The 18,790-nt window shown below is 59.5% G+C and carries 16 protein-coding genes and 1 tRNA gene; 7 read left to right on the forward strand and 10 right to left on the reverse strand.

Annotated elements, in window-relative coordinates:
* Window positions 1-23: 23 nt before the first annotated feature.
* The 5 genes from pth to JDEN_RS09790 form a co-directional block, all read right to left on the reverse strand.
* On the reverse strand, window positions 24-641 hold the full coding sequence (pth, locus tag JDEN_RS09770; RefSeq protein ID WP_015772208.1) for an aminoacyl-tRNA hydrolase: 618 nt from the start codon (window positions 639-641) through the stop codon (window positions 24-26).
* Window positions 642-767: 126 nt separating this feature from the next.
* Complete coding sequence (locus JDEN_RS09775) at window positions 768-1,349, reverse strand: 50S ribosomal protein L25/general stress protein Ctc (RefSeq protein ID WP_015772209.1); 582 nt, start codon at window positions 1,347-1,349, stop codon at window positions 768-770.
* Between the two features lie 151 nt (window positions 1,350-1,500).
* Window positions 1,501-2,484 (reverse strand): ribose-phosphate diphosphokinase, encoded by a 984-nt coding sequence (locus JDEN_RS09780; RefSeq protein ID WP_015772210.1) that lies wholly within the window; start codon window positions 2,482-2,484, stop codon window positions 1,501-1,503.
* 3 nt (window positions 2,485-2,487) lie between these two features.
* On the reverse strand, window positions 2,488-4,137 hold the full coding sequence (gene glmU / locus JDEN_RS09785) for a bifunctional UDP-N-acetylglucosamine diphosphorylase/glucosamine-1-phosphate N-acetyltransferase GlmU (RefSeq protein WP_015772211.1): 1,650 nt from the start codon (window positions 4,135-4,137) through the stop codon (window positions 2,488-2,490).
* 79 nt (window positions 4,138-4,216) lie between these two features.
* A tRNA-Gln gene (locus JDEN_RS09790) sits at window positions 4,217-4,288 on the reverse strand.
* 161 nt (window positions 4,289-4,449) lie between these two features.
* On the opposite strand from JDEN_RS09790, the gene JDEN_RS09795 reads away from it, so the two are divergent.
* The 6 genes from JDEN_RS09795 to JDEN_RS09820 all read left to right on the forward strand — a co-directional run bounded on the left by JDEN_RS09795 (window position 4,450) and on the right by JDEN_RS09820 (window position 10,256).
* Window positions 4,450-5,067, forward strand: coding sequence for a TetR/AcrR family transcriptional regulator (locus JDEN_RS09795; protein ID WP_015772212.1), 618 nt, complete (start codon window positions 4,450-4,452; stop codon window positions 5,065-5,067).
* A 132-nt stretch (window positions 5,068-5,199) separates the two neighbouring features.
* The gene (locus JDEN_RS09800) at window positions 5,200-6,111 is read left to right on the forward strand and encodes an ABC transporter ATP-binding protein (RefSeq protein ID WP_015772213.1); all 912 of its coding nucleotides are present in this window, start codon (window positions 5,200-5,202) and stop codon (window positions 6,109-6,111) included.
* Window positions 6,112-6,113: 2 nt separating this feature from the next.
* The gene (locus JDEN_RS09805) at window positions 6,114-7,316 is read left to right on the forward strand and encodes an ABC transporter permease (protein ID WP_015772214.1); all 1,203 of its coding nucleotides are present in this window, start codon (window positions 6,114-6,116) and stop codon (window positions 7,314-7,316) included.
* A gap of 63 nt (window positions 7,317-7,379) precedes the next feature.
* Window positions 7,380-8,090, forward strand: a complete 711-nt coding sequence (locus tag JDEN_RS09810; protein WP_015772215.1) for a FadR/GntR family transcriptional regulator — start codon at window positions 7,380-7,382, stop codon at window positions 8,088-8,090.
* Between the two features lie 31 nt (window positions 8,091-8,121).
* Window positions 8,122-9,600, forward strand: coding sequence for an NADP-dependent phosphogluconate dehydrogenase (gene gndA / locus JDEN_RS09815; protein ID WP_049754471.1), 1,479 nt, complete (start codon window positions 8,122-8,124; stop codon window positions 9,598-9,600).
* A 155-nt stretch (window positions 9,601-9,755) separates the two neighbouring features.
* Window positions 9,756-10,256 (forward strand): MarR family winged helix-turn-helix transcriptional regulator, encoded by a 501-nt coding sequence (locus JDEN_RS09820; protein WP_015772217.1) that lies wholly within the window; start codon window positions 9,756-9,758, stop codon window positions 10,254-10,256.
* A 266-nt stretch (window positions 10,257-10,522) separates the two neighbouring features.
* On the opposite strand, the gene JDEN_RS09825 is transcribed toward JDEN_RS09820, so the two are convergent.
* Window positions 10,523-12,364: an ABC-F family ATP-binding cassette domain-containing protein gene (locus JDEN_RS09825; protein ID WP_041287907.1), complete on the reverse strand. Its 1,842-nt coding sequence runs from the start codon at window positions 12,362-12,364 to the stop codon at window positions 10,523-10,525.
* A gap of 39 nt (window positions 12,365-12,403) precedes the next feature.
* Between JDEN_RS09825 and JDEN_RS14140 the strand changes: the two genes are divergently transcribed.
* The gene (locus JDEN_RS14140; protein WP_088585220.1) at window positions 12,404-12,589 is read left to right on the forward strand and encodes a hypothetical protein; all 186 of its coding nucleotides are present in this window, start codon (window positions 12,404-12,406) and stop codon (window positions 12,587-12,589) included.
* A 46-nt stretch (window positions 12,590-12,635) separates the two neighbouring features.
* On the opposite strand, the gene JDEN_RS14260 is transcribed toward JDEN_RS14140, so the two are convergent.
* From JDEN_RS14260 to JDEN_RS09850, 4 genes are all read right to left on the reverse strand, one after another.
* A complete protein-coding gene (locus JDEN_RS14260) occupies window positions 12,636-14,438 on the reverse strand; it encodes a 4-(cytidine 5'-diphospho)-2-C-methyl-D-erythritol kinase (protein WP_015772219.1) in 1,803 nt (600 codons plus the stop codon).
* A 109-nt stretch (window positions 14,439-14,547) separates the two neighbouring features.
* Window positions 14,548-15,867, reverse strand: coding sequence for a resuscitation-promoting factor (locus JDEN_RS09840; RefSeq protein ID WP_015772220.1), 1,320 nt, complete (start codon window positions 15,865-15,867; stop codon window positions 14,548-14,550).
* 323 nt (window positions 15,868-16,190) lie between these two features.
* Complete coding sequence (locus JDEN_RS13125) at window positions 16,191-17,480, reverse strand: aggregation-promoting factor C-terminal-like domain-containing protein (RefSeq protein ID WP_049754472.1); 1,290 nt, start codon at window positions 17,478-17,480, stop codon at window positions 16,191-16,193.
* 96 nt (window positions 17,481-17,576) lie between these two features.
* The gene (locus JDEN_RS09850; RefSeq protein ID WP_015772222.1) at window positions 17,577-18,746 is read right to left on the reverse strand and encodes an aggregation-promoting factor C-terminal-like domain-containing protein; all 1,170 of its coding nucleotides are present in this window, start codon (window positions 18,744-18,746) and stop codon (window positions 17,577-17,579) included.
* Window positions 18,747-18,790: the final 44 nt, after the last annotated feature.

Genomic DNA, 18,790 nt, shown 5'->3' on the forward strand with positions numbered 1-18,790 from the left:
GTATCGCGGTGGTGTCCGCTGCGTCAGGGGGCAATGGTTTTCGTGTGGTATTTGCTTTGCGCAGCGTGCACACCGTCGGTAGCGATGAGTTCCACACAGTCAGCGAGGTCGTTGAGGAACAACGGGAGTTCTTTGATCTCGGATGAGGAGAAGTTTTTCAGCACATAGTCGGCGACATCCATCCGTCCTGGTGGTCGACCAATTCCGCCGCGAACACGGATGTAGTTCTTAGTGCCTAGCGCCTTGGTGATGTCTTTGAGACCATTATGTCCGCCTTCTCCACCACCGATTTTGCATTTGATGTCGCCGGCGGGGATGTCAAGTTCGTCGTGAACAACGATGATCGATTCTGGGTCCACCCCATAGTAGGCGGCCAGTGCTGCCACCGGGCCACCGGACACATTCATGTAGGTTCGTGGTTTGGCAAGGATCACTGAGGGGCCAGGACGCCCCCCGGGCAGAATACCCAGCCGGATGCGGGCAACATCTGCGTTGCTGCGGTGTGATGTGAATGTCGCGTTGGCGCGACCGGCCAGCACATCAAGGACCATGTGACCAAGGTTGTGACGGTTCGCAGCATACTTGGGGCCAGGATTCCCTAATCCAACAATCAACAGTGTTGAGCTGGGGTCAGGTGTCATGATCACAATCCTTCATGGTGTCACTCAGGTGGTGAGACGTCAGTGCCTGCCACCGAAGTGGCAGGCACTGGAAACGTTTGCTGTCACACAGGAACTCCTGGGAGTGTCCTGATGCGTGACGTGGAATTACTCGGAGTCAGTTGCCTCGTCGTCTGAGGACTCGTCCGCGGTGCGGATTTCGTTGACAACGGCAACGACCTGGTCGTCTTCGTTGATGAAGACTTGACCGTCAGGAAGGGTGACGTCCTTGACGTAAAGAACGGTACCCGCTTCGAGACCGTCTACGGAAACCTCCACGTTCTCGGGAAGAACTGACACGTCGGCTTCTACGGTGGCCTTCATGAGCTCAAGGGTTGCCTGGGCGCCAGCAGCAGCTTCGCCCACGAGAACAACAGGAACCTCAACGGTGGACTTCTCACCCTTTTTCACAGCAAGGAAGTCGATGTGCTCAACAACTCGACCAATAGGGTCGCGCTGAACATCCTTGATGATGACGGTCTTCACCTCACCATCGAGGTCAATGTTGAGGAGTGACGAGCGGTGGTTTTTCACGGTGAGGAACACTTCGTGACCGTCAAGGTAGATGTGCTCTGCGGCGGAACCGTGCGAGTAGATGACTGCGGGCACGTGGCCATCGCGGCGAAGTTGGCGAGCTGCACCTTTACCAAATGAAGTGCGAGCAGAAGCGACGAGTTTCACGTCAGACATGATGATCCTTAGGGTTGGACGCGGTTGCGTGGTGTGTATCTACCTCGAGAGCACGGGCGCGCAAGCGCGGTCCGCCCAGTCGATTACGGAGTGCGCTGACTGGAGGTCAGCCTCTCCCTCGCCGAGGCACGCTTTTCAGTATATCGGGTTGTTAGGCGTTACCGTCAAAGAGTGAGGTCACAGAACCGTCTGCGAAGACTTCTTCAATAGCGCGCGCAATAAGCGGTGCAATGGACAGCACCGTCAACTGGTCAAAACGTTTGTCAGCGGTAATGGGGAGAGTGTCGGTCACAATGACTTCACGCGCCCCGCATTCGGACAAGCGGCGGGCAGCGGGGTCTGACAACACACCGTGCGTTGCCGCGACAATGACGTCTTTTGCACCAGACTCCAAGCACACCCGCACAGCCTCAGCGATCGTGCCACCAGTGTCAATGAGGTCGTCAACAAGCACACAAGTGCGACCAGCAACATCACCCACGACTCGGTTCGCCACTGACTGGTTCGGTCGTGTAATGTCACGGGTTTTGTGAACGAATGCCAGAGGGTTTCCGCCCAGCTTTGCCGCCCACTTCTCTGCTACCTTAATACGACCCGCATCAGGGGACACGACCGTCACGTTCGGCAGGTCAACTCGTGAACGAACATAGTCGGTCAGGAGAGGCATCGCCCACAGGTGGTCCACGGGGCCATTAAAGAATCCTTGCAACTGAGCGGTGTGGAGATCCACGCTCATCATGCGGTCAGCGCCTGCGGTAGCAAACATGTCAGCGATCAAGCGCGCAGAAATCGGTTCGCGACCTTTGTGCTTCTTGTCCTGACGGGCATACCCATAAAACGGGAGGACAGCGGTGATGGTTTTCGCGGAGGCGCGGCGCAGCGCATCGACCATAATGAGCTGCTCCATAATCCACTGGTTAATAGGAGCAGTATGTGACTGAAGGACGTACACGTCAGCCCCACGGACACTTTCACCGAACCGGACGTAAATCTCACCATTCGCGAAATCATACGCAGAAGTCGGGAGAAGGTCGGTGCCCAATTCCTGAGCAACAGATGCCGCCAGTTCTGGGTGCGCTCGTCCAGAAACTAACACGAGACGCTTGGTGCCATCGGGAGACATGATTCCGGTCATGGACTATTTGCTTCCTTCGTCTGGGACGCTGGCGTCCGAGGGTGTGCTTCCGGATCGCGCATCGTCTGCAGAGGACGGCATCGGATGTGCGGGCAATGATCCGGCTTGAGCCAACTCTGCGAGCGCTTGCGCACCCAGAGCCGGGTTTGCTGGGGTGGAGTTATCGCTGTGCGCCGCAGCTGCTTCCGCAGCTTTGGTTCCAGGGCGGCGGCGTTCCACCCACCGGTCAATGTTACGTTGCGCCGAGGCGGACACGGCAAGGCTTCCCGACGGTACGGAGCGACGGACCACGGTTCCGGCTGCGGTGTATACCCCATCGCCGAGGTGAACTGGGGCAACAAACAGGGTGTTCGCACCGGTGCGGGCGTGCGAGCCGACTGTGGAGTGGTGTTTGTTGACGCCGTCATAGTTGACGAAGATTGAGCCAGCTCCGATGTTGGTTTCTTCACCGATGGTGACGTCTCCTGCGTAGGACAGGTGAGGGACTTTGGAGCCGCGACCAATGGTGGCGTTTTTCGTTTCGACGAAGGTGCCGATCTTGCCGGCGTCACCGAGGTTGGTTCCGGGTCGCAGGTAGGCGAAGGGCCCGACCGTTGCGCCAGCACCGATTGTTGCGTCTGATCCGTGGGTGCGGATGATGGTGGCTCCCTGCCCAACGTCGACACTGTCGAGTGTGGTGTCTGGACCGATGGTGGCGTCAGACGCCACCGTGGTGGTGCCGTGGAGTTGGGTGTTGGGGAGAATGGTGACGTCGGGGGCAAGTTCAACCTGAACGTCGATCCAGGTGGTTGCTGGGTCCACAATGGTCACGCCGTCGCGCATCCATTGCTCAACGATGCGCCGGTTAAACTCGGCGCGCAGAACAGCGAACTGGGCGCGGTCATTGGCTCCTTCAACAAGCCAGGGGTCATCGGTGCGCACGGCACGGACGGAGCCACCTTCGTTGCGGGCGAGGGCGAGGACGTCGGTGAGGTACACCTCGCCTTGAGCGTTGTCTGTGGTCACCTCTCCTAGGGCACGGCGGAGGACAACTGCGTCAAAGACGTAAATGGAGGAGTTAATTTCGGTGATGGCGCGTTGTTCGTCGGTGGCGTCTTTGTGTTCAACGATGCCAGCCACGTTGCCGTGTTCGTCACGCAGGATGCGGCCGTAGCCACTAGCGTCGTCAAGCTCAGTGGTGAGGACGGTGACTGCGTTGTTGTCTGCAGTGTGGGCGGCAAGAAGTTCAGCGAGGGTTTCACTGTCGAGCATGGGCACATCTCCAGCGATGACCACGACTGGCCCTGACAACCCCTCTGACAACGTGCCCTCTTCATGTCCGTTGTCCACTGCCTGTGCTGCTTCAGCAGCGTGCACGGTTGCATCAAGGACGGACACAGCGCATTGGACGGCGCGCCCTGTTCCAGGGATGTCGTCTTGGTCAACGATGAGGGCTGCTGGGTTGAGTTCCAGTGCGTGCGCCGCCACGAGATCACGCCGGTGGCGGACCACAACAGCGATGCGCTGGGGACGAAGCCCCTGCGCTGCGGCCATGGCGTGGCCGAGCATGGAACGTCCTGCCAATGTATGCAGAACTTTGGGAGTGGCGGATCGCATCCGCGTCCCTTCACCTGCTGCAAGAATAATGACGGCTGCGGGCTGAGCGGTTGTCACGCGGACTCCCCCATGCTCTGTAGAGACGTGATGCGAGGAAAATAAAAAGACCTGGGCCCATTGTGGGCTCCTCAGGTTGCTCCGCCCCCAGGACTCGAACCTGAACTAAGGGCACCAAAAACCCCTGTGCTGCCAATTACACCAAGGCGGATCGACCACGTCGCGTCACCATCGTACCCGTTTCCGAGTGGTTGTGGTGACTCTTTCGTGCTCGGTCGGTCACTATCTTGCCAGGAAAATCTCCAAAGCCAAATTCGGGTGGGGCATGATGGAGGGGTGGCAGCAGACTCCAAACGTCCTGGACGTTCCCGAATGACAGCTCATGAACGACGTGAACAGCTCGTCGCTGTGTCCCGAACACTCTTTGCAGAAAAAGGGTTTGAAGGCGCCAGCATTGAAGAGATCGCAGCACGCGCTTCAGTCTCAAAACCCGTGGTCTACGAGCACTTTGGCGGCAAAGAAGGAGTCTACGCGGTTGTTGTGGACCGAGAAATTCAAGCCCTCACAGGAGCACTCACGAGTGCGCTTGATCTGGGTGGCCACCCAAAAATCATCGTGGAACGCATGACATTTGCTCTGCTTGACTATATTGAGACGAATGAAGCCGGTTTTCGGGTTCTTGTCCGCGATTCACCTGTGGCACAGGCCACGGGGTCGTTCTCGTCACTCATTGGGGATGTCGCCAGTGAAGTCGAACACCTCCTCGCTGAACAGTTCCGGCGCCGAGGGCTTGACCCGCGCACGGCACCGATTTACGCACAAATGCTCGTGGGCATGGTCGCACTCACCGGGCAACACTGGCTCGATTCTCGCCAACTCAAAAAAGAGGAAGTTGCCGCACACCTGGTCAACCTTGCCTGGAATGGGCTCGCTGGTCTGGAACGAAAACCACGCCTCGTCGGTGATCACGGTCCGATACACTCCGCCTAAGCTCTTTTGCCCACCATGTGACCGCACCGGGTCCACCAGGAGAACACCCAAACTCCACCCAAAGTATGAAGCTTGAGATCAGCGTCACCCGGTAGGGTCAATTCGAGTCCCTACACAACCCAAGGAAGACGAATGCGTCTCGAATTTGCTTCACTCACGAAGGACTACAGTGACCTTCGCGCCCTCAACGACTTGAGTTTCCACGTCGACTCCGGAGAGATCTTCGGGTTCGTCGGATCAAACGGTGCCGGAAAATCCACCACCATGCGCATCGCACTCGGAGTTCTGGATGCCACCTCCGGGTCGGTTACCTGGGACGGAAAACCCGTCGATTTCGCCTCGCGCCAACGCATCGGTTACATGCCCGAAGAACGTGGCCTGTACCCAAAAATGAAAGTCGGTGAACAACTCACCTACCTTGCCCGTCTTCACGGACTAAGCCCGCGCGAAGCACAATCAGCCACTGAAGAATGGACCGACCGCCTCGGCATCGGCGAACGCCGAGGCGACCTGGTTCAATCGTTGTCACTGGGAAACCAACAACGCGTCCAACTCGCCGCCGCACTCGTCCACAACCCGGACATCCTCATCCTGGACGAACCCTTCTCCGGGCTCGACCCCGTGGCCGTTGACGTCATGAGCGGTGTTCTCACCGACCGCGCCAAAGCTGGCGCCCCCGTCATTTTCTCCTCCCACCAACTTGACCTGGTCGAACGATTGTGTACCCGCATCGGGATCATCTCCGCCGGGTCCATGGTGGCAGTCGGAACAGCAGACGAACTGCGGGCACGCGGCGGAGACCGCTGGCGGCTTGCCCTAGCTTCCCCCACACCTGACGCGCCGTGGCTCACCCCGACACCAGGCATCGACATCCTCGACTCCACCCCACAGGACGTCACTTTCCTCGTGACCCAGCCCGGCGCCCATCAACAATTGCTTGCCGCAGCAAGCAGTGTCGGCGATGTGGAATTCTTTGGCCGCGCCCGAGTCCCCCTGGCTGACCTCTTCCGCGATGTCGTCACCGCTACCCCAAAGGAGGCCTGACCATGGCTACCACTCAGCTCTCCCCCATGACAGCGATCCGCCTGGTCGCCGGACGTGAACTCAGCGTCCACCTCCGCAACAAAGCCACCATCATCTCCACACTCGTTTTTGTTGCCCTCATCATCGGTGGACTTATTGTTGCCAATATTTTCTCCGCACAAGAAAAAGCCGTGGCGCTTGGTGTTGTCCCCGACACTGAAGACGTTGGCCAAGCCACCGTCTCAATCCTCGAGGCACAAGATATTTCCACCAGCATCACGACATTTGACAACGATGCTGACGCGCGCACCGCCGTGAGCGACGGCAACGTTGACGCCTTCCTCACGGGCACTGGCACCGATATCACCGCAGTCGTCAAAGAATCACTCGACTCAGATATTTCCACTGCGGTTGCCTCCATCCTCCAGCAAACCCGGATCGCCAACCTTGCCCAAGAAGCAGGGGTCTCCCCCGAAGCGATCACAGACGCGTACGCCATCACTGATGTCCCCACCGAATCGCTTGACCCACCCGCGGAAGTTGAAGGCTCCCAATACCTTGTTGGATCCATCGTTGGGTTTTTGCTCTACCTGGGGATTTTTGGCGGCGGCATGTCTGTCGCCCAAGGTGTGGTGGAAGAAAAATCGTCACGAGTTGTCGAAGTTCTCCTCGCCTCAGTGCGCCCCTCCCAACTCCTCACTGGAAAGGTCATTGGCATTGGCCTGGTGTCCCTGATCCAAGTTGGGCTTTATGTTTTGTCCGGAGTCATCACGGCAAACGCCCTGGGCATGACTGACGGATTCGACATCGACATCACGGCGGTCGGTGGTTGGGTACTCCTGTGGTTCCTCCTCGGATTCGCTGTCTACGCGCTCGTCTTTGCCGCGCTTGGGGCGTTGGTCTCCCGGCAAGAGGACCTCGGATCAGTCATCACGGTGCCCATGCTCCTCATCGTGGGCGCGTACATGATTGGTGTGGCTATCGCTCCCAATGACCCCGAATCCTCACTGGTGACCATCGCCTCCTACATCCCCCTTACTTCCCCCATCGTCATGCCGATCCGCTCCGCATTCGGAGTCGCATCCACAACCGAGGTGTACCTCGCCCTGGCACTGGCGGTCATCACGATCCCGCTGCTCCTGACACTCACCTCCAAAATTTATTCCAACGCCATCCGCCGATCTGGTGCGCGGATCAAGCTCAAGGACGCACTTAAAGCGTCCTAAGAGCCCTCTGTCTTACCGCCCCGGTGCGCATGTCCAGGTGCCCCGGGGCGGTAATCTTTTCCCATGTCCAGCCTCCATGACCGCGTCGTCGATTCCCTCGGACGCACCATCACCCACGGCGCAATGCCTCCCGGCACGATCATGGTCGCCGAGCAACTCGAACAGGACTTTGGGGTCTCCCGATCTGTCATCCGCGAAGCACTGCGCGTCCTGGAATCTCTTGGGCTGACTGAATCAGTCAAACGTCTCGGCATCAGAGTGCGCAGCATCGACCACTGGAATGTCCTGAACCCACACATCGTGCGGTGGCGCATGGATGGCCCTGACCAAGGTGCCCAACTGCGGTCGCTCACTGAACTGCGCGCCGCCGTCGAACCAGCCGCCGCGGTCCTCGCAGCGCAGCACGCGCATCGACAGGCAAAAGACACACTCCTGGCGTTAGCCGCTGCCATGCGCAAAGCCGGTGACGCCGGCGACGTCGATGCCTTCGCCACCCTCGACACCGACTTCCACCGGGCCCTTCTTCGCGCCTCGGGTAATGAAATGTTCGCTGCGCTTGACCGCGCAATTGGTGAGGTCATCCGCGGGCGAAGCACCCACGGAATGATGCCCACCCACCCGGCTACCATCACCCTGGACCGACATGAAGAAGTTGCGCACGCCATCGCAACCGGAGACGCTGAAAGAGCGCACGCGGCGCTCACCCACATCATGCACCGCACCTGCCGGGAGTTGAGTCCCGTATGGGAAGACGCACCCCGCCCAGAGCTATAAATCAGACTTATAATGGGCGGGTAGAAAAACGATGCCAACCCACTGCACACCACAAGGAGCATTCGTGTCACAACCACAGGCAAACATCGGCGTAGTCGGTATGGCGGTCATGGGGTCAAACCTCGCCCGTAACCTCGCCTCGCGTGAGGGCAACACCGTCGCCATTTACAACCGATCCGTCGACAAAGCCCGCGCCGTGGCCGACGCCCACCCTGAAGCAGGGTTCCTCGTCGCCGAATCCGTCCAAGAATTTGCTGATTCCCTCGCCCGCCCACGCACCGCCATCATCATGGTGAAAGCCGGTGGACCAACCGACGCTGTCATCAACCAGCTCGTTGAGGTGTTCGAACCAGGCGACATCATCGTCGACGGTGGAAACGCCCTGTTCACAGACACGATCCGCCGGGAACAAGCAGTCCGCGACACCGGCATCCACTTTGTGGGGGCAGGAATCTCTGGTGGTGAAGAAGGCGCCCTCAACGGCCCCTCCATTATGCCTGGTGGGACCGCCGAATCCTATGCAACGCTCGGCCCTATCCTCGCTACCATCGCCGCTGTCGCCGAAGGTGAACCCTGCGTGACACACGTAGGCACCGACGGTGCGGGCCACTTCGTGAAAATGATCCACAACGGCATCGAGTACGCGGACATGCAACTCATCGCTGAGGCCTACGACCTGCTCCGAAACGTCGCTGGTTTGTCCGCACCCGAGATCGCTGACGTCTTCGACGAGTGGAACCGCGGCGAACTGGAGTCCTACCTCATCGAGATCACCGCTGAAGTCCTGCGGCAGGTCGACGCAGCCACCGGGCAACCACTTGTCGATGTGATCCTTGACCAAGCGGGTTCCAAGGGAACCGGCGTGTGGACCGTGCAAACCGCGCTTGGCTTGGGTGTGCCCGTCTCGGGGATCGCTGAGGCAGTCTTTGCCCGTGCCTTGTCATCCAAACCAGCGCAGCGTGCTGCTTCCCGCAACCTCCCCGGTGGCGGTACCGTCACGGTGGACAACCGCGACGCCTTCATCGAGGATGTCCGTCAAGCCTTGTACGCGTCGAAGATCGTTGCATACTCCCAAGGTTTTGACGCCATTATCGAAGGCGCCAAAGAATACGGGTGGGACATTAAGAAGGGCGACATCGCGAAGATCTGGCGTGGTGGCTGCATCATTCGAGCACAGTTCCTCAACCGCATCACTGAGGCGTACGCGCAGGACCCCAACCTTGTCGTTCTCCTTGCAGCGCCGTACTTCCGTGACGCAGTGACCCAAGCCCAAGACGCATGGCGTCGCACCATCATCACCGCGGTCCAAGCAGGACTTCCCACCCCAGCGTTCTCCTCCTCACTGGCGTACTACGACGGTTTGCGCGCCGAGCGCCTGCCAGCATCCTTGGTGCAGGGGCAGCGTGACTTCTTTGGTGCACACACCTACAAGCGCACCGACCGGGACGGCACATTCCACACCTTGTGGTCCGGGGATCGCAGCGAAATCAGCGCTGAAGACACCCACTAGACCGCACCGTTCATCCAGTAGTTCCTCGCGGCGGGCACCCACACAGTGTGGGTGCCCGCCGCTGTGGTTATCCACTGCCCCCTTGTCCAGCACGGCGTACACGACGCCCACCTCGCCGTCGCATCAAGATTCTCGACATCAAGTAATATCGGGTTATGACCGAACGCGACGATGTGGACCGGATCATTGCGGCCTGGGAACGTGAACGCCCTGACCTCGATGTGTCCCCGTTCGCGTTGCTTTCCCGCATTAGCCGGCTTGACCGTTACCTGGATCGAGTACGACGGTCTGTGTTTGTTGCCAACGGCGTGGAAACCTGGGAGTTCGACGTGCTGGTGGCGTTGCGCCGATCAGGCGCACCCTACACGCTGTCACCAGGCGCACTGGTCACCCACACCATGGTGACGTCAGGGACCATGACGAACCGCATCGACAGGTTAGAGGCACGCGGGCTAGTCCGGCGCAAGCCCTCCCCTGATGACCGCCGTGGCGTCTTAGTGGAGCTGACCGACGCCGGACGCGAACTCGTTGATCAGGCGCTCACCCAACTGCTCGACATTGAACACCAGGTCGTGGCAGCCCTCACCCCCGAACAACGCGCCGCTGGTGCAGACATCCTGCGCACCCTCACCCACCAATTCGACAACCTTGCCTAAGACACAGAGCAGCGCCGCACGCAACAATAAAGACAACTACACCAATAGTCATCAGTATTGTGTCGCGTGGTAGCGCGGGGCAGCCCATCGCTGAGTCGTCTTCCATACATACACGCCACGGTTGCAGTGCGAAGACAATGCTCCACAGCGCGCTCACGACGATCATGAAATATGCGGCTGATTGCGCTACGGTCCGTGCCCGCTTGCTAAGCATGAAAAAACATTCGATTGCTCCGATGAGACAAAGAGTTACTGGCAAACGTGTGTCAGCCCGTAATCTCTGAGGCTTCTAACCACTGCATTTCTAAGTCGTCACGCTCGACCGCCAGATCCCGAAGTTGCGCGTCCAATGCCGCCGTTTTCTCGTAATCCGTGGCGTGAGCGGCCATGTCGGCATGAATTTTCGCCTCAGCTTCCTCAATCTTCGCTAACCGGCGTTCAATACGGGCAAGATCCTTTTTCGCAGCCCGAATATCCGCGCTACTGACACCCGATGAGCTACCCCCTGCGTTATCGGAGACGCCATGAGCCCGGGAAGAACCAGAATCGTGGGGAGCCACAGACGATGCGCCACCAGAACGTCCACGACCAACACGTTGAGCAGACACCTGCGCGGACAGCGCCAAATACTCATCAACCCCACCAGGAAGATGCCGCATCTGCCCATTCAACACTGCATACTGCTGGTCGGTCACCCGTTCCAAGAAATACCGGTCGTGCGAAATCACCAACAACGTTCCTGGCCAGGTGTCCAACAGATCTTCCATGGCAGCCAGCATGTCCGTGTCCAGGTCGTTCGTTGGCTCATCCAGGATCAGAACGTTCGGTTCATCAAGGAGCAGCAACAAAAACTGCAGCCTCCGTTGCTGCCCACCCGACAAATCCTTGACTGGAGTAGCAAGCTGCGTATTCGTGAAACCAAGACGTTCGAGCATCTGCCCTGGCGTCATTTCCTTCCCGCCAGTGACATAGGTTGTGCGCTTGCGGGCAATCACATCCGACACCCGGTCCTGCGCAACTTCCCGCAGCCCTTCCAGTTCTTGATTCAAAGTGGCTACTTGCACAGTTTTCCCGTGCTTTACCCGCCCCGACGTCGGAGACAGTTCACCAGTGACAAGCTTCAGTAACGTCGATTTCCCGGCACCGTTGACACCAAGGATGCCGGTCCGCTCCCCCGGGGCGATCCGCCAGGTCACATCACGAAGAACCTCGTTGTCACCATAGGCAAACCCCGCATCGATCAGATCAACCACGTCCTTACCCAAACGCGCTGTCGCCATTTGCGACAACTCCACTGGGTTCCGTGGTGGCGGTTCATTGGCAATCAACTGGTTGGCCGCATCAATACGGAACTTCGGTTTTGACGTCCGTGCAGGAGCACCCCGCCGCAACCAGGCGAGTTCCTTACGCATCAGGTTCTGGCGTTTCGCCTCCACAACCGACGCCTGCCGGTCACGTTCCACCCGCTGCAAAATGTAGGCAGCATACCCGCCTTCAAAGGGTTCAATAATACGGTCGTGAACCTCCCACGTGAGGTTACACACCTCATCAAGGAACCACCGGTCGTGGGTAACCACAAACAGCCCACCCTGATTCGCCGACCATCGGCGCTTCAGGTGCTGCGCCAACCAGGTGATCCCCTCCACGTCGAGGTGGTTCGTTGGCTCATCGAGCGCCAGCACGTCCCAATCACCCGCCAGCAGTTTCGCTAACGCCACCCGGCGACGCTGCCCACCAGACAGGTCCCCAACTCGTGCATCCCAGTCAAGATCCGGGACCAACCCGGCTAGTACATCGCGAATTTTTGGGTCAGACGCCCACTCGTGGTCAGCCGCGTCACCCACAATGGCGTGCCCCACAGTGTCGTCCTGATCCAAGGTGTCCGTCTGATCGAGGACACCCACATGCACACCATTGCGCCACGTGACACGCCCAGAATCCGGTTCAAGACGTTGCGCGAGAACCTTCAGCAACGAGGACTTTCCATCCCCATTGCGCCCCACGATACCGATCCGGTCCCCCTCATTGATCCCGATCGTCACCGAATCAAAAACAACCTTGGTGGGGAACTCTAAGTGAACTGCTTCTGCGCCAAGTAAGTGTGCCATCGTCACCCATTTTCTCACGCATCACCCACCCACATCACCATGCCGCAAAATCGTTCGAGGAGACCTACCGCGCGGTACAGTAGTGCGCGCCGAAATCCTCGAAAGCGAATACGGGGTGTCCCGTGGCGGCTCGCAGAAAACGACCTCGGCGCCCAACTACGGGCCCTCACAGAACTACGGTCAGCGGTGGAACCTGTTGCCGCCATGCTCGCCGCCAACCAATGATGTCTCACCCGATGCCAGCCTCACCCAGGCGAGCATCGCCTTGCCGTTACACCGTGTGCGCACCTCGCACCGGCCCTACGGTGGTAAACGCGTTGGCACACACACCTTCAGCGATCAGTTCCTCAGCGATACTTGTCGCATGCTGCGCATCACGCGCCAAGGCTGCAACAGTGGGTCCGGATCCGGACACCAGCACCCCCAAGGCGCCACACTCGCGCACGAGATCTATGGTGAGTTGCAGATCGGGAGCCATATCAAGGGCAGCCACCTGCAGGTCATTGTGCAAGGCCTTTCCCACGCCCACCGAATCACCGGCCCGGATCGCCTCATACAGGTCCTTGTTATGCGCATCGTCGAGTTCGCTCGGGCTGGGGGCTAAGGTATCAAACCGTTGGAACACCGCTGGAGTGGAAAGCCCGGCAGAGCGCAACGCGAACACCCAATGACACTCCCCCGCTCCCGGCAAGGGGGTAAGGTCAGTGCCTGTCCCTGTTCCCACAGCGGTCCCACCCAGCAGGGCAAACGGAACATCCGCACCCAGCTTGGCCCCAAGAACGCTCAGTTCTTCACTCGACAGGGACAGGTTCCACAGTTCGTTGAGAGCAACAAGGGTGGCGGCTGCGTCAGCGGAGCCACCCGCCATTCCACCGGCCACAGGCACTGCTTTGGTGATGGTGATGTGGGCGCCACCGGCATACCCCGTGTGCTGTTGGAGCAGGCGCGCCGCGCGTGTGACCAGGTTTGTTTCCCCCAGGGGTACATATTTGGCTCCCGGTCCGTGCACGGTGAGGTGGATGGTGTCCTCTGGTGCTGTCGTCGCGGTGACTTCTTCGTAGAGGTTCACGGCCTGGAAGACGTTAATGAGGGGGTGGTATCCGTCGTCTCGGACCGCCCCCACCCGGAGAGACAAGTTGACTTTCCCTGGCGCTCGGGCTGTTACCTGGGTTGTGTGGGGACCAAAAAGTTCGCGCGGTGAGGGACACACGGGTTCCTTGGGTGTCATCGCCTCGGCGATGCGGGCGAAGTCGTGGATGGTGAGTTGTTCTCCTCGTGCTGTTGGGGGGACACCCGCTGCCTCAAGGATGGTCGATGCGCGTTGTGAGTTCCCGGCGATTCCTGCGAGTGCTTGGCGGAGGGTTTTGCGGCGTTGTGCGAAGGCGGCGTCGATGACAGCGAAGACGTCGCGTTGGGAGGCCGAAGTGGTGACGGGCATGGTGCGGTCGAGGTAGACAAGTGCGGAGTCGACGTTGGGTGCTGGCCAGAAAACGTTGCGCCCAACTTTCATGGCACGGTTCGCGGTTCCATACCAGGCGAGTTTCGCGGAGGGGGTTCCGTAGGTGCGTGACCCTGGGGGCGCAACGAGGCGGTCTGCGACTTCGCGTTGGACCATGACCATGACACGGGTAATGGTGGGGAATCGTTCGAGGATGGTGAGCAAGATGGGCACGGACACGTTGTAGGGCAGGTTCGCGACGAGTGCGGTGGGTTGGGGGTCGGGTAGTTCGGTGACCTCGAGTGCGTTGCCGTGGACGACGGTGAGGCGTTGCGATGCGCCGGGTTGGAATCGTTCGACGGTTCCGGCCAGGTGGGGGGCGAGGACGTCGTCGAGTTCGATGGCGGTGACGTGACATCCGGCGTCCAGCAGGCCAAGGGTCAGGGATCCGAGTCCGGGTCCCACTTCGAGGACTTGGTCAGTGGGGGCCACTCCGGACAGGCGCACGATTTTGCGGACGGTGCCGGCGTCGTGCAGGAAGTTTTGTCCTTTGGTTTTTGTGGGGGTCACTCCGCACTCCTGTGCGAGTTCCCGAATGTGGGCGGGACCAAGGAGCGTGTTGGGTGAAGTGTCCATGGCAAAAGCCTAAACGGTTTCGGCGTGGTGGGATGCGAACACCCCGCGTAATGACTGGTGTCACACGCGGGGTGTTGTGTGTTGTGCTCTGGTCAGGTGGCTGTGGTAGTTAGCGCAACCCGAGTTTTGAGGAGCATGCGGGCCATTGTCCCCAGCCTGAGCGGGCTTGGAGGATTTTGGCGCGTTTGGTTTGTTCTGCTGCCGATGCGTCGCTGGGAAGTCCGGTTCCGCCTACTGCTTTCCAGGTGGGAAGCGAGAATTGGTACATCCCGTAGTAGCCGTTGCCAGTGTTGGTGGCTGGGTTACCTCCAGATTCGCATTGGGCGAGTTTCGCCCAGACGTCACCGGATGCGGCGCTGGTGGACCCTGATGAGCTTGAGGACCCTGACGAGTTCGAGGATGAGCTTGAGGACCCTGACGAGTTCGAGGATGAGCTTGACGATGTGCGGGCCGGTGCCGGCACGGGCGCTGGACGTTCCTTGGTTCCGACCACGATGACCCGGTCAACGGGTTTCCTGTCCACCTCGTCGTAGATTTTTTCTTGTGATTCTACGACACCATCAACTGTGGTCACCTCGTATTTGCGCACGCGTAGGCCCTTCTTCCCTTCAGTTTTCACCACTTGGGGAAGGTCTTTGTAGCGTGAGGAGTCTTTTTTGGTGACTGTGTCGAAGTCGATGTGGTTCTTTTTGACTTTGGTGTCAGTCTCTACGCGTTGCACGACGATGGAGACAACACCGTCAGGGGTTGCGCCTTCGCGGGCGACGTCTATTGCTGTGTCGGTTGCGTCGTCGTTGGTGGTGTCGTCGGTGACTGAGGTGGTTCCGGCCGGTAGTTGGCGGATGGAGACTCGGTCATCCTCGTCAACCTCGATGTCGTGTTCGGCGAGGAATTCGGACACAAGGGCGTGGCCACCGTTGTCGGTGGTGATGTTTTCTCCGTCGACGATGATGGCTACGGGGCCGTCGTGGTCGAGGCGCAGGCCCACATCGAGGCGTTCGTCCGAACGGGATGCGACAAGTGACACGTCGTCGCCACGCAGCGCGTAGGCGGTGAGGAGTTCGTTGGCGTCAAGCGCCGTGGTGGTGATGGTGATTTCTTCACCGTTGTTGTCGAGGGTCACTTCGCGTTCGTAGCGCACGGTGACGGTGTCACCTTCTGACAGTGACTGGGTGGTTGCTGGTGCGACTACGTCACCCTCGTCGAGGGTGATTCCTTCGTTGTTGAGGAGGCTGTCCACGGATCCAGCGAACGTGGTGATGGTTTCGACGTTGCCGTCGACATCCAGTGTGATCGTTTTGTGAGCTGATGCGTACACGGCGCCACCGGCGACAAGTGCAGCGGTGAGGGCACCTGTTGAGGCGAGGGCTACTGTTTTCTTCACTGGGTTCCAGACGTGGTCGTGTCCGGGCACGTCCGTAGAACGCACGGGTTCTCACCGTTCCCACGATGGGCTCGAAACTGTCCAGGTGTCGCGAGCGCATCAGCCGTGCATGGCCGGTGTGGGTGTTCTAGGGCCGATCCGGCGGTCCGATTCACGACCGTAACCTATTCGTGATCCCGCGCGCTAGATTTTGATTGCGCAAAGACGGTCAAAGAAGTGCAAAGTTTTCCTGCTGGTCAGCGTGTTTCCGCGGATTGTCTGATGGGTCACGGCACCCATTTTTCAGCCACAAGCGCACAGCTCACCACGGGATGAACGCACCATAAGCCGTTTCCCTCCCCTGCACGTTCGATCAGCAGAACCGGTGGTTAATACCAATTATTCTTTTGGAAAAACGCCCACGCGTCACACGGGGTGTCGTACCTCCACTCGATGTAATTCAGTCCCCAGGTGATTTGGGTGCGCGCGTTCCACCGCCAGTCTGCCCCTGCTTCCGCGAGCCGCTCTGCAGGGTATGCCTGAGGGAGGCCGTACGCACCAGACGACGGGTTTTCTGCTGTCACCCGCCAGGAAGACTCTTTCATCCAATGCTTGTTCAGACACTGGTACTCAGCTTCGCTCCACCCTCGGGCAAGAACCATCTGTCGGGCAATGGCTCGCGCCTCGTTCGGAGTCGCCACAACCGGTGTGGGCGTGGGGTCTGGGCTTGGCTGAGGAGTAGGCGTTGGCTGAGAGGTCGTGGGCGATGGCGCAGGTGTCGGAGTAGGTGTGGCAGTCGGCGTTGGTGTCGGTGCCTGCGTCGCTTCACCACCAATCACCTCCTCATTCGCTCCCACCCCGCCCGACGGTGCCCCGCCACCGGCGGATACACCGCGGTCCACCTGGCTCCCACCGCCGTTACTGACCTCACCACTGAGCGTGTCCGTCGGCGGTGTGGAGGTACCGGTCGCACTATCCGCGGGTGGCGCATCGACAGTGAGCCGGTCAAGAGGTTCAGACACGGTCACGTACGTACGCGGGTCGTGTCGGGTCACCACAACGGTCAACACGTGCCGGGCAACCATGTCCCCCGCACTGGTGCCATCGGTCAAGGGCAACCAGTGCACACTCACCGAATCAGACGGGTTCAGGTCGACTCCCAGATTGTCAAGAAGCTCCTGAAGGGTGGGGGCAGGATCACGAACCACGCTTTCAACACCGTCAGCAAGAACTTTCACCGTGTCACCGTCCGTCAGGCGCAACGTCAACGATGTGGCAGCTTGCCCCAACGGGAGGCGGGCAATAATTCCCGCAGACGCGGAACTGTCCGGAAACGACTGAAGAAGTTCACTCGCGGTCGTCGCGTGGGTCGTATACGCGTAAGGGGTGTGGTTGACCATGAGGGTGACCGTGGTGGCATGTCGCACCGTCACATACTGACCGGAACCCAACGGTGTCGTGGGCTCGGGGACCACAACGTCGGCGAGGCCCACCTCGATGTGTTCCTGAGCTAACAAGTCAGCGACCGTCGACGCGCGCGTACTGATCTGGGTCGCCACCCCCTGCACATCAAGGGTCACTTGGCGTTCTTCGGGCAGGGTTACAAAGAGCGCCCCGGCAACAAGCGCACCGGTAAGGAGGAAACTGAGGACAAGGAGGGCGGTTTTCGCGGCTGTCATCGTACCTTGGGGGGTGGGGGGTGATACTGCGACTTTACGATGCGCCACCCCGTTCACCTGGGCACCCACCTGCGCGTGTTGCAGATGCGGCAGCGATTAATACCAGCCGCGCGCTTGCGAGTGCGACCACGCACCGCACGGGGTGCCATAACGACCCTGAATGTACCCTAAGCCCCAGGTTATTTGGGTACGTGCGTTGGTGCGCCAGTCCGCTCCCGCAGATGCCATTTTAGAGCCGGGCAATGCCTGCGGGATACCGTAGGCACTCGATGACGGGTTTGCCGCAGTGACGCGCCAGTTACTTTCCTTGTGCCACAGGCTTTCCAAGCAGGTCCACTGGCTGGAGTCCCACCCTTTGTCGGCGACCATCGCTTTCGCAATCGCTTTTGCTTCGCTTGGGCTGACCACTGAGGTTGCCGGGTTGGACACATCCATTGTGCCAATAGCAATGATTTCGTCGCGCGGTTCCACAAGAACAGAGCGGGTAATGACTCGGCGCTCTGCCTCTTCACCATTCAGCAGAGACACCGAATACGTGGTGACAGCTTCCCCAACTCGACCTTTTTGCACGACGACTTTCTCACCTTTGGGGATTGAAGAATCTTCCCGCTCCACGGTGTCGTACTTGAGGGTCTCTTTGATGGTGTCAGCGCCGGTGGAGGCCCGCGCAATCGTGATCGTCATGTCGTCACCCAGGTGCTCGTCAAGCCCGGGGTCAACCGAGTCACCTTCTTGGAGGACAACACCCATGTCCAAGAGCAGGTCACGCACAGTCCCCAGTGACGTGACATGGTCAATTTCTTGCCCATCAATGAGGACACTCACGTCTTTGACAGTGGAAATACGCAAAATGTCGCGCCCCACTGAATCCCCACGAGACGCCGACACTTCAGCGCCACTCGCACGTGCACCTAGTTCTTCAAGTACCTCACCCACAGTCAACGCCGTGGACGTCAGCACCTGCTGTTCGCCATCAATTTCTAGGTGGATCTGTTTTGCGGTGCGGACCACCACCCGGTCACCGCGCCCGACCGGCGCCCCCAGGGCCGGATACACGTGATCCTGATCGGTGACAGTCAGATCCTGCGCAGCGAGCGCATCGGCAACAGTACGGCCAAAAAATGCAGCCTCATACACCATTCCGTTGTAATCCAAGACAAACGGGCGCTGGTAGTAGGTGTACGCGGTGGCTGTCACCGCAACCATCACCATGATGAGAGCACGCGCAACGAACCGCACAACACGGTTGTCAGGTAAGACACGCATGCTTCTCCCACAGTGATTGGCGGACACTCACGTCTAAAGATACT

The organism is Jonesia denitrificans DSM 20603, from assembly GCF_000024065.1.
Lineage (GTDB): Bacteria > Actinomycetota > Actinomycetes > Actinomycetales > Cellulomonadaceae > Jonesia > Jonesia denitrificans.

Excerpts from the sequence above, each read along its gene's own strand:
- pth (WP_015772208.1), bottom strand. The coding sequence starts at position 641 with ATGACACCTGACCCCAGCTCAACACTGTTGATTGTTGGATTAGGGAAT.
- JDEN_RS09775 (WP_015772209.1), bottom strand. The coding sequence starts at position 1,349 with ATGTCTGACGTGAAACTCGTCGCTTCTGCTCGCACTTCATTTGGTAAA.
- JDEN_RS09780 (WP_015772210.1), bottom strand. The coding sequence starts at position 2,484 with ATGACCGGAATCATGTCTCCCGATGGCACCAAGCGTCTCGTGTTAGTT.
- JDEN_RS09795 (WP_015772212.1), top strand. The coding sequence starts at position 4,450 with ATGACAGCTCATGAACGACGTGAACAGCTCGTCGCTGTGTCCCGAACA.
- JDEN_RS09800 (WP_015772213.1), top strand. The coding sequence starts at position 5,200 with ATGCGTCTCGAATTTGCTTCACTCACGAAGGACTACAGTGACCTTCGC.
- JDEN_RS09805 (WP_015772214.1), top strand. The coding sequence starts at position 6,114 with ATGGCTACCACTCAGCTCTCCCCCATGACAGCGATCCGCCTGGTCGCC.
- JDEN_RS09810 (WP_015772215.1), top strand. The coding sequence starts at position 7,380 with ATGTCCAGCCTCCATGACCGCGTCGTCGATTCCCTCGGACGCACCATC.
- gndA (WP_049754471.1), top strand. The coding sequence starts at position 8,122 with ATGCCAACCCACTGCACACCACAAGGAGCATTCGTGTCACAACCACAG.
- JDEN_RS09820 (WP_015772217.1), top strand. The coding sequence starts at position 9,756 with ATGACCGAACGCGACGATGTGGACCGGATCATTGCGGCCTGGGAACGT.
- JDEN_RS09825 (WP_041287907.1), bottom strand. The coding sequence starts at position 12,364 with ATGGCACACTTACTTGGCGCAGAAGCAGTTCACTTAGAGTTCCCCACC.
- JDEN_RS14140 (WP_088585220.1), top strand. The coding sequence starts at position 12,404 with ATGCCGCAAAATCGTTCGAGGAGACCTACCGCGCGGTACAGTAGTGCG.
- JDEN_RS14260 (WP_015772219.1), bottom strand. The coding sequence starts at position 14,438 with ATGGACACTTCACCCAACACGCTCCTTGGTCCCGCCCACATTCGGGAA.
- JDEN_RS13125 (WP_049754472.1), bottom strand. The coding sequence starts at position 17,480 with ATGACAGCCGCGAAAACCGCCCTCCTTGTCCTCAGTTTCCTCCTTACC.
- JDEN_RS09850 (WP_015772222.1), bottom strand. The coding sequence starts at position 18,746 with ATGCGTGTCTTACCTGACAACCGTGTTGTGCGGTTCGTTGCGCGTGCT.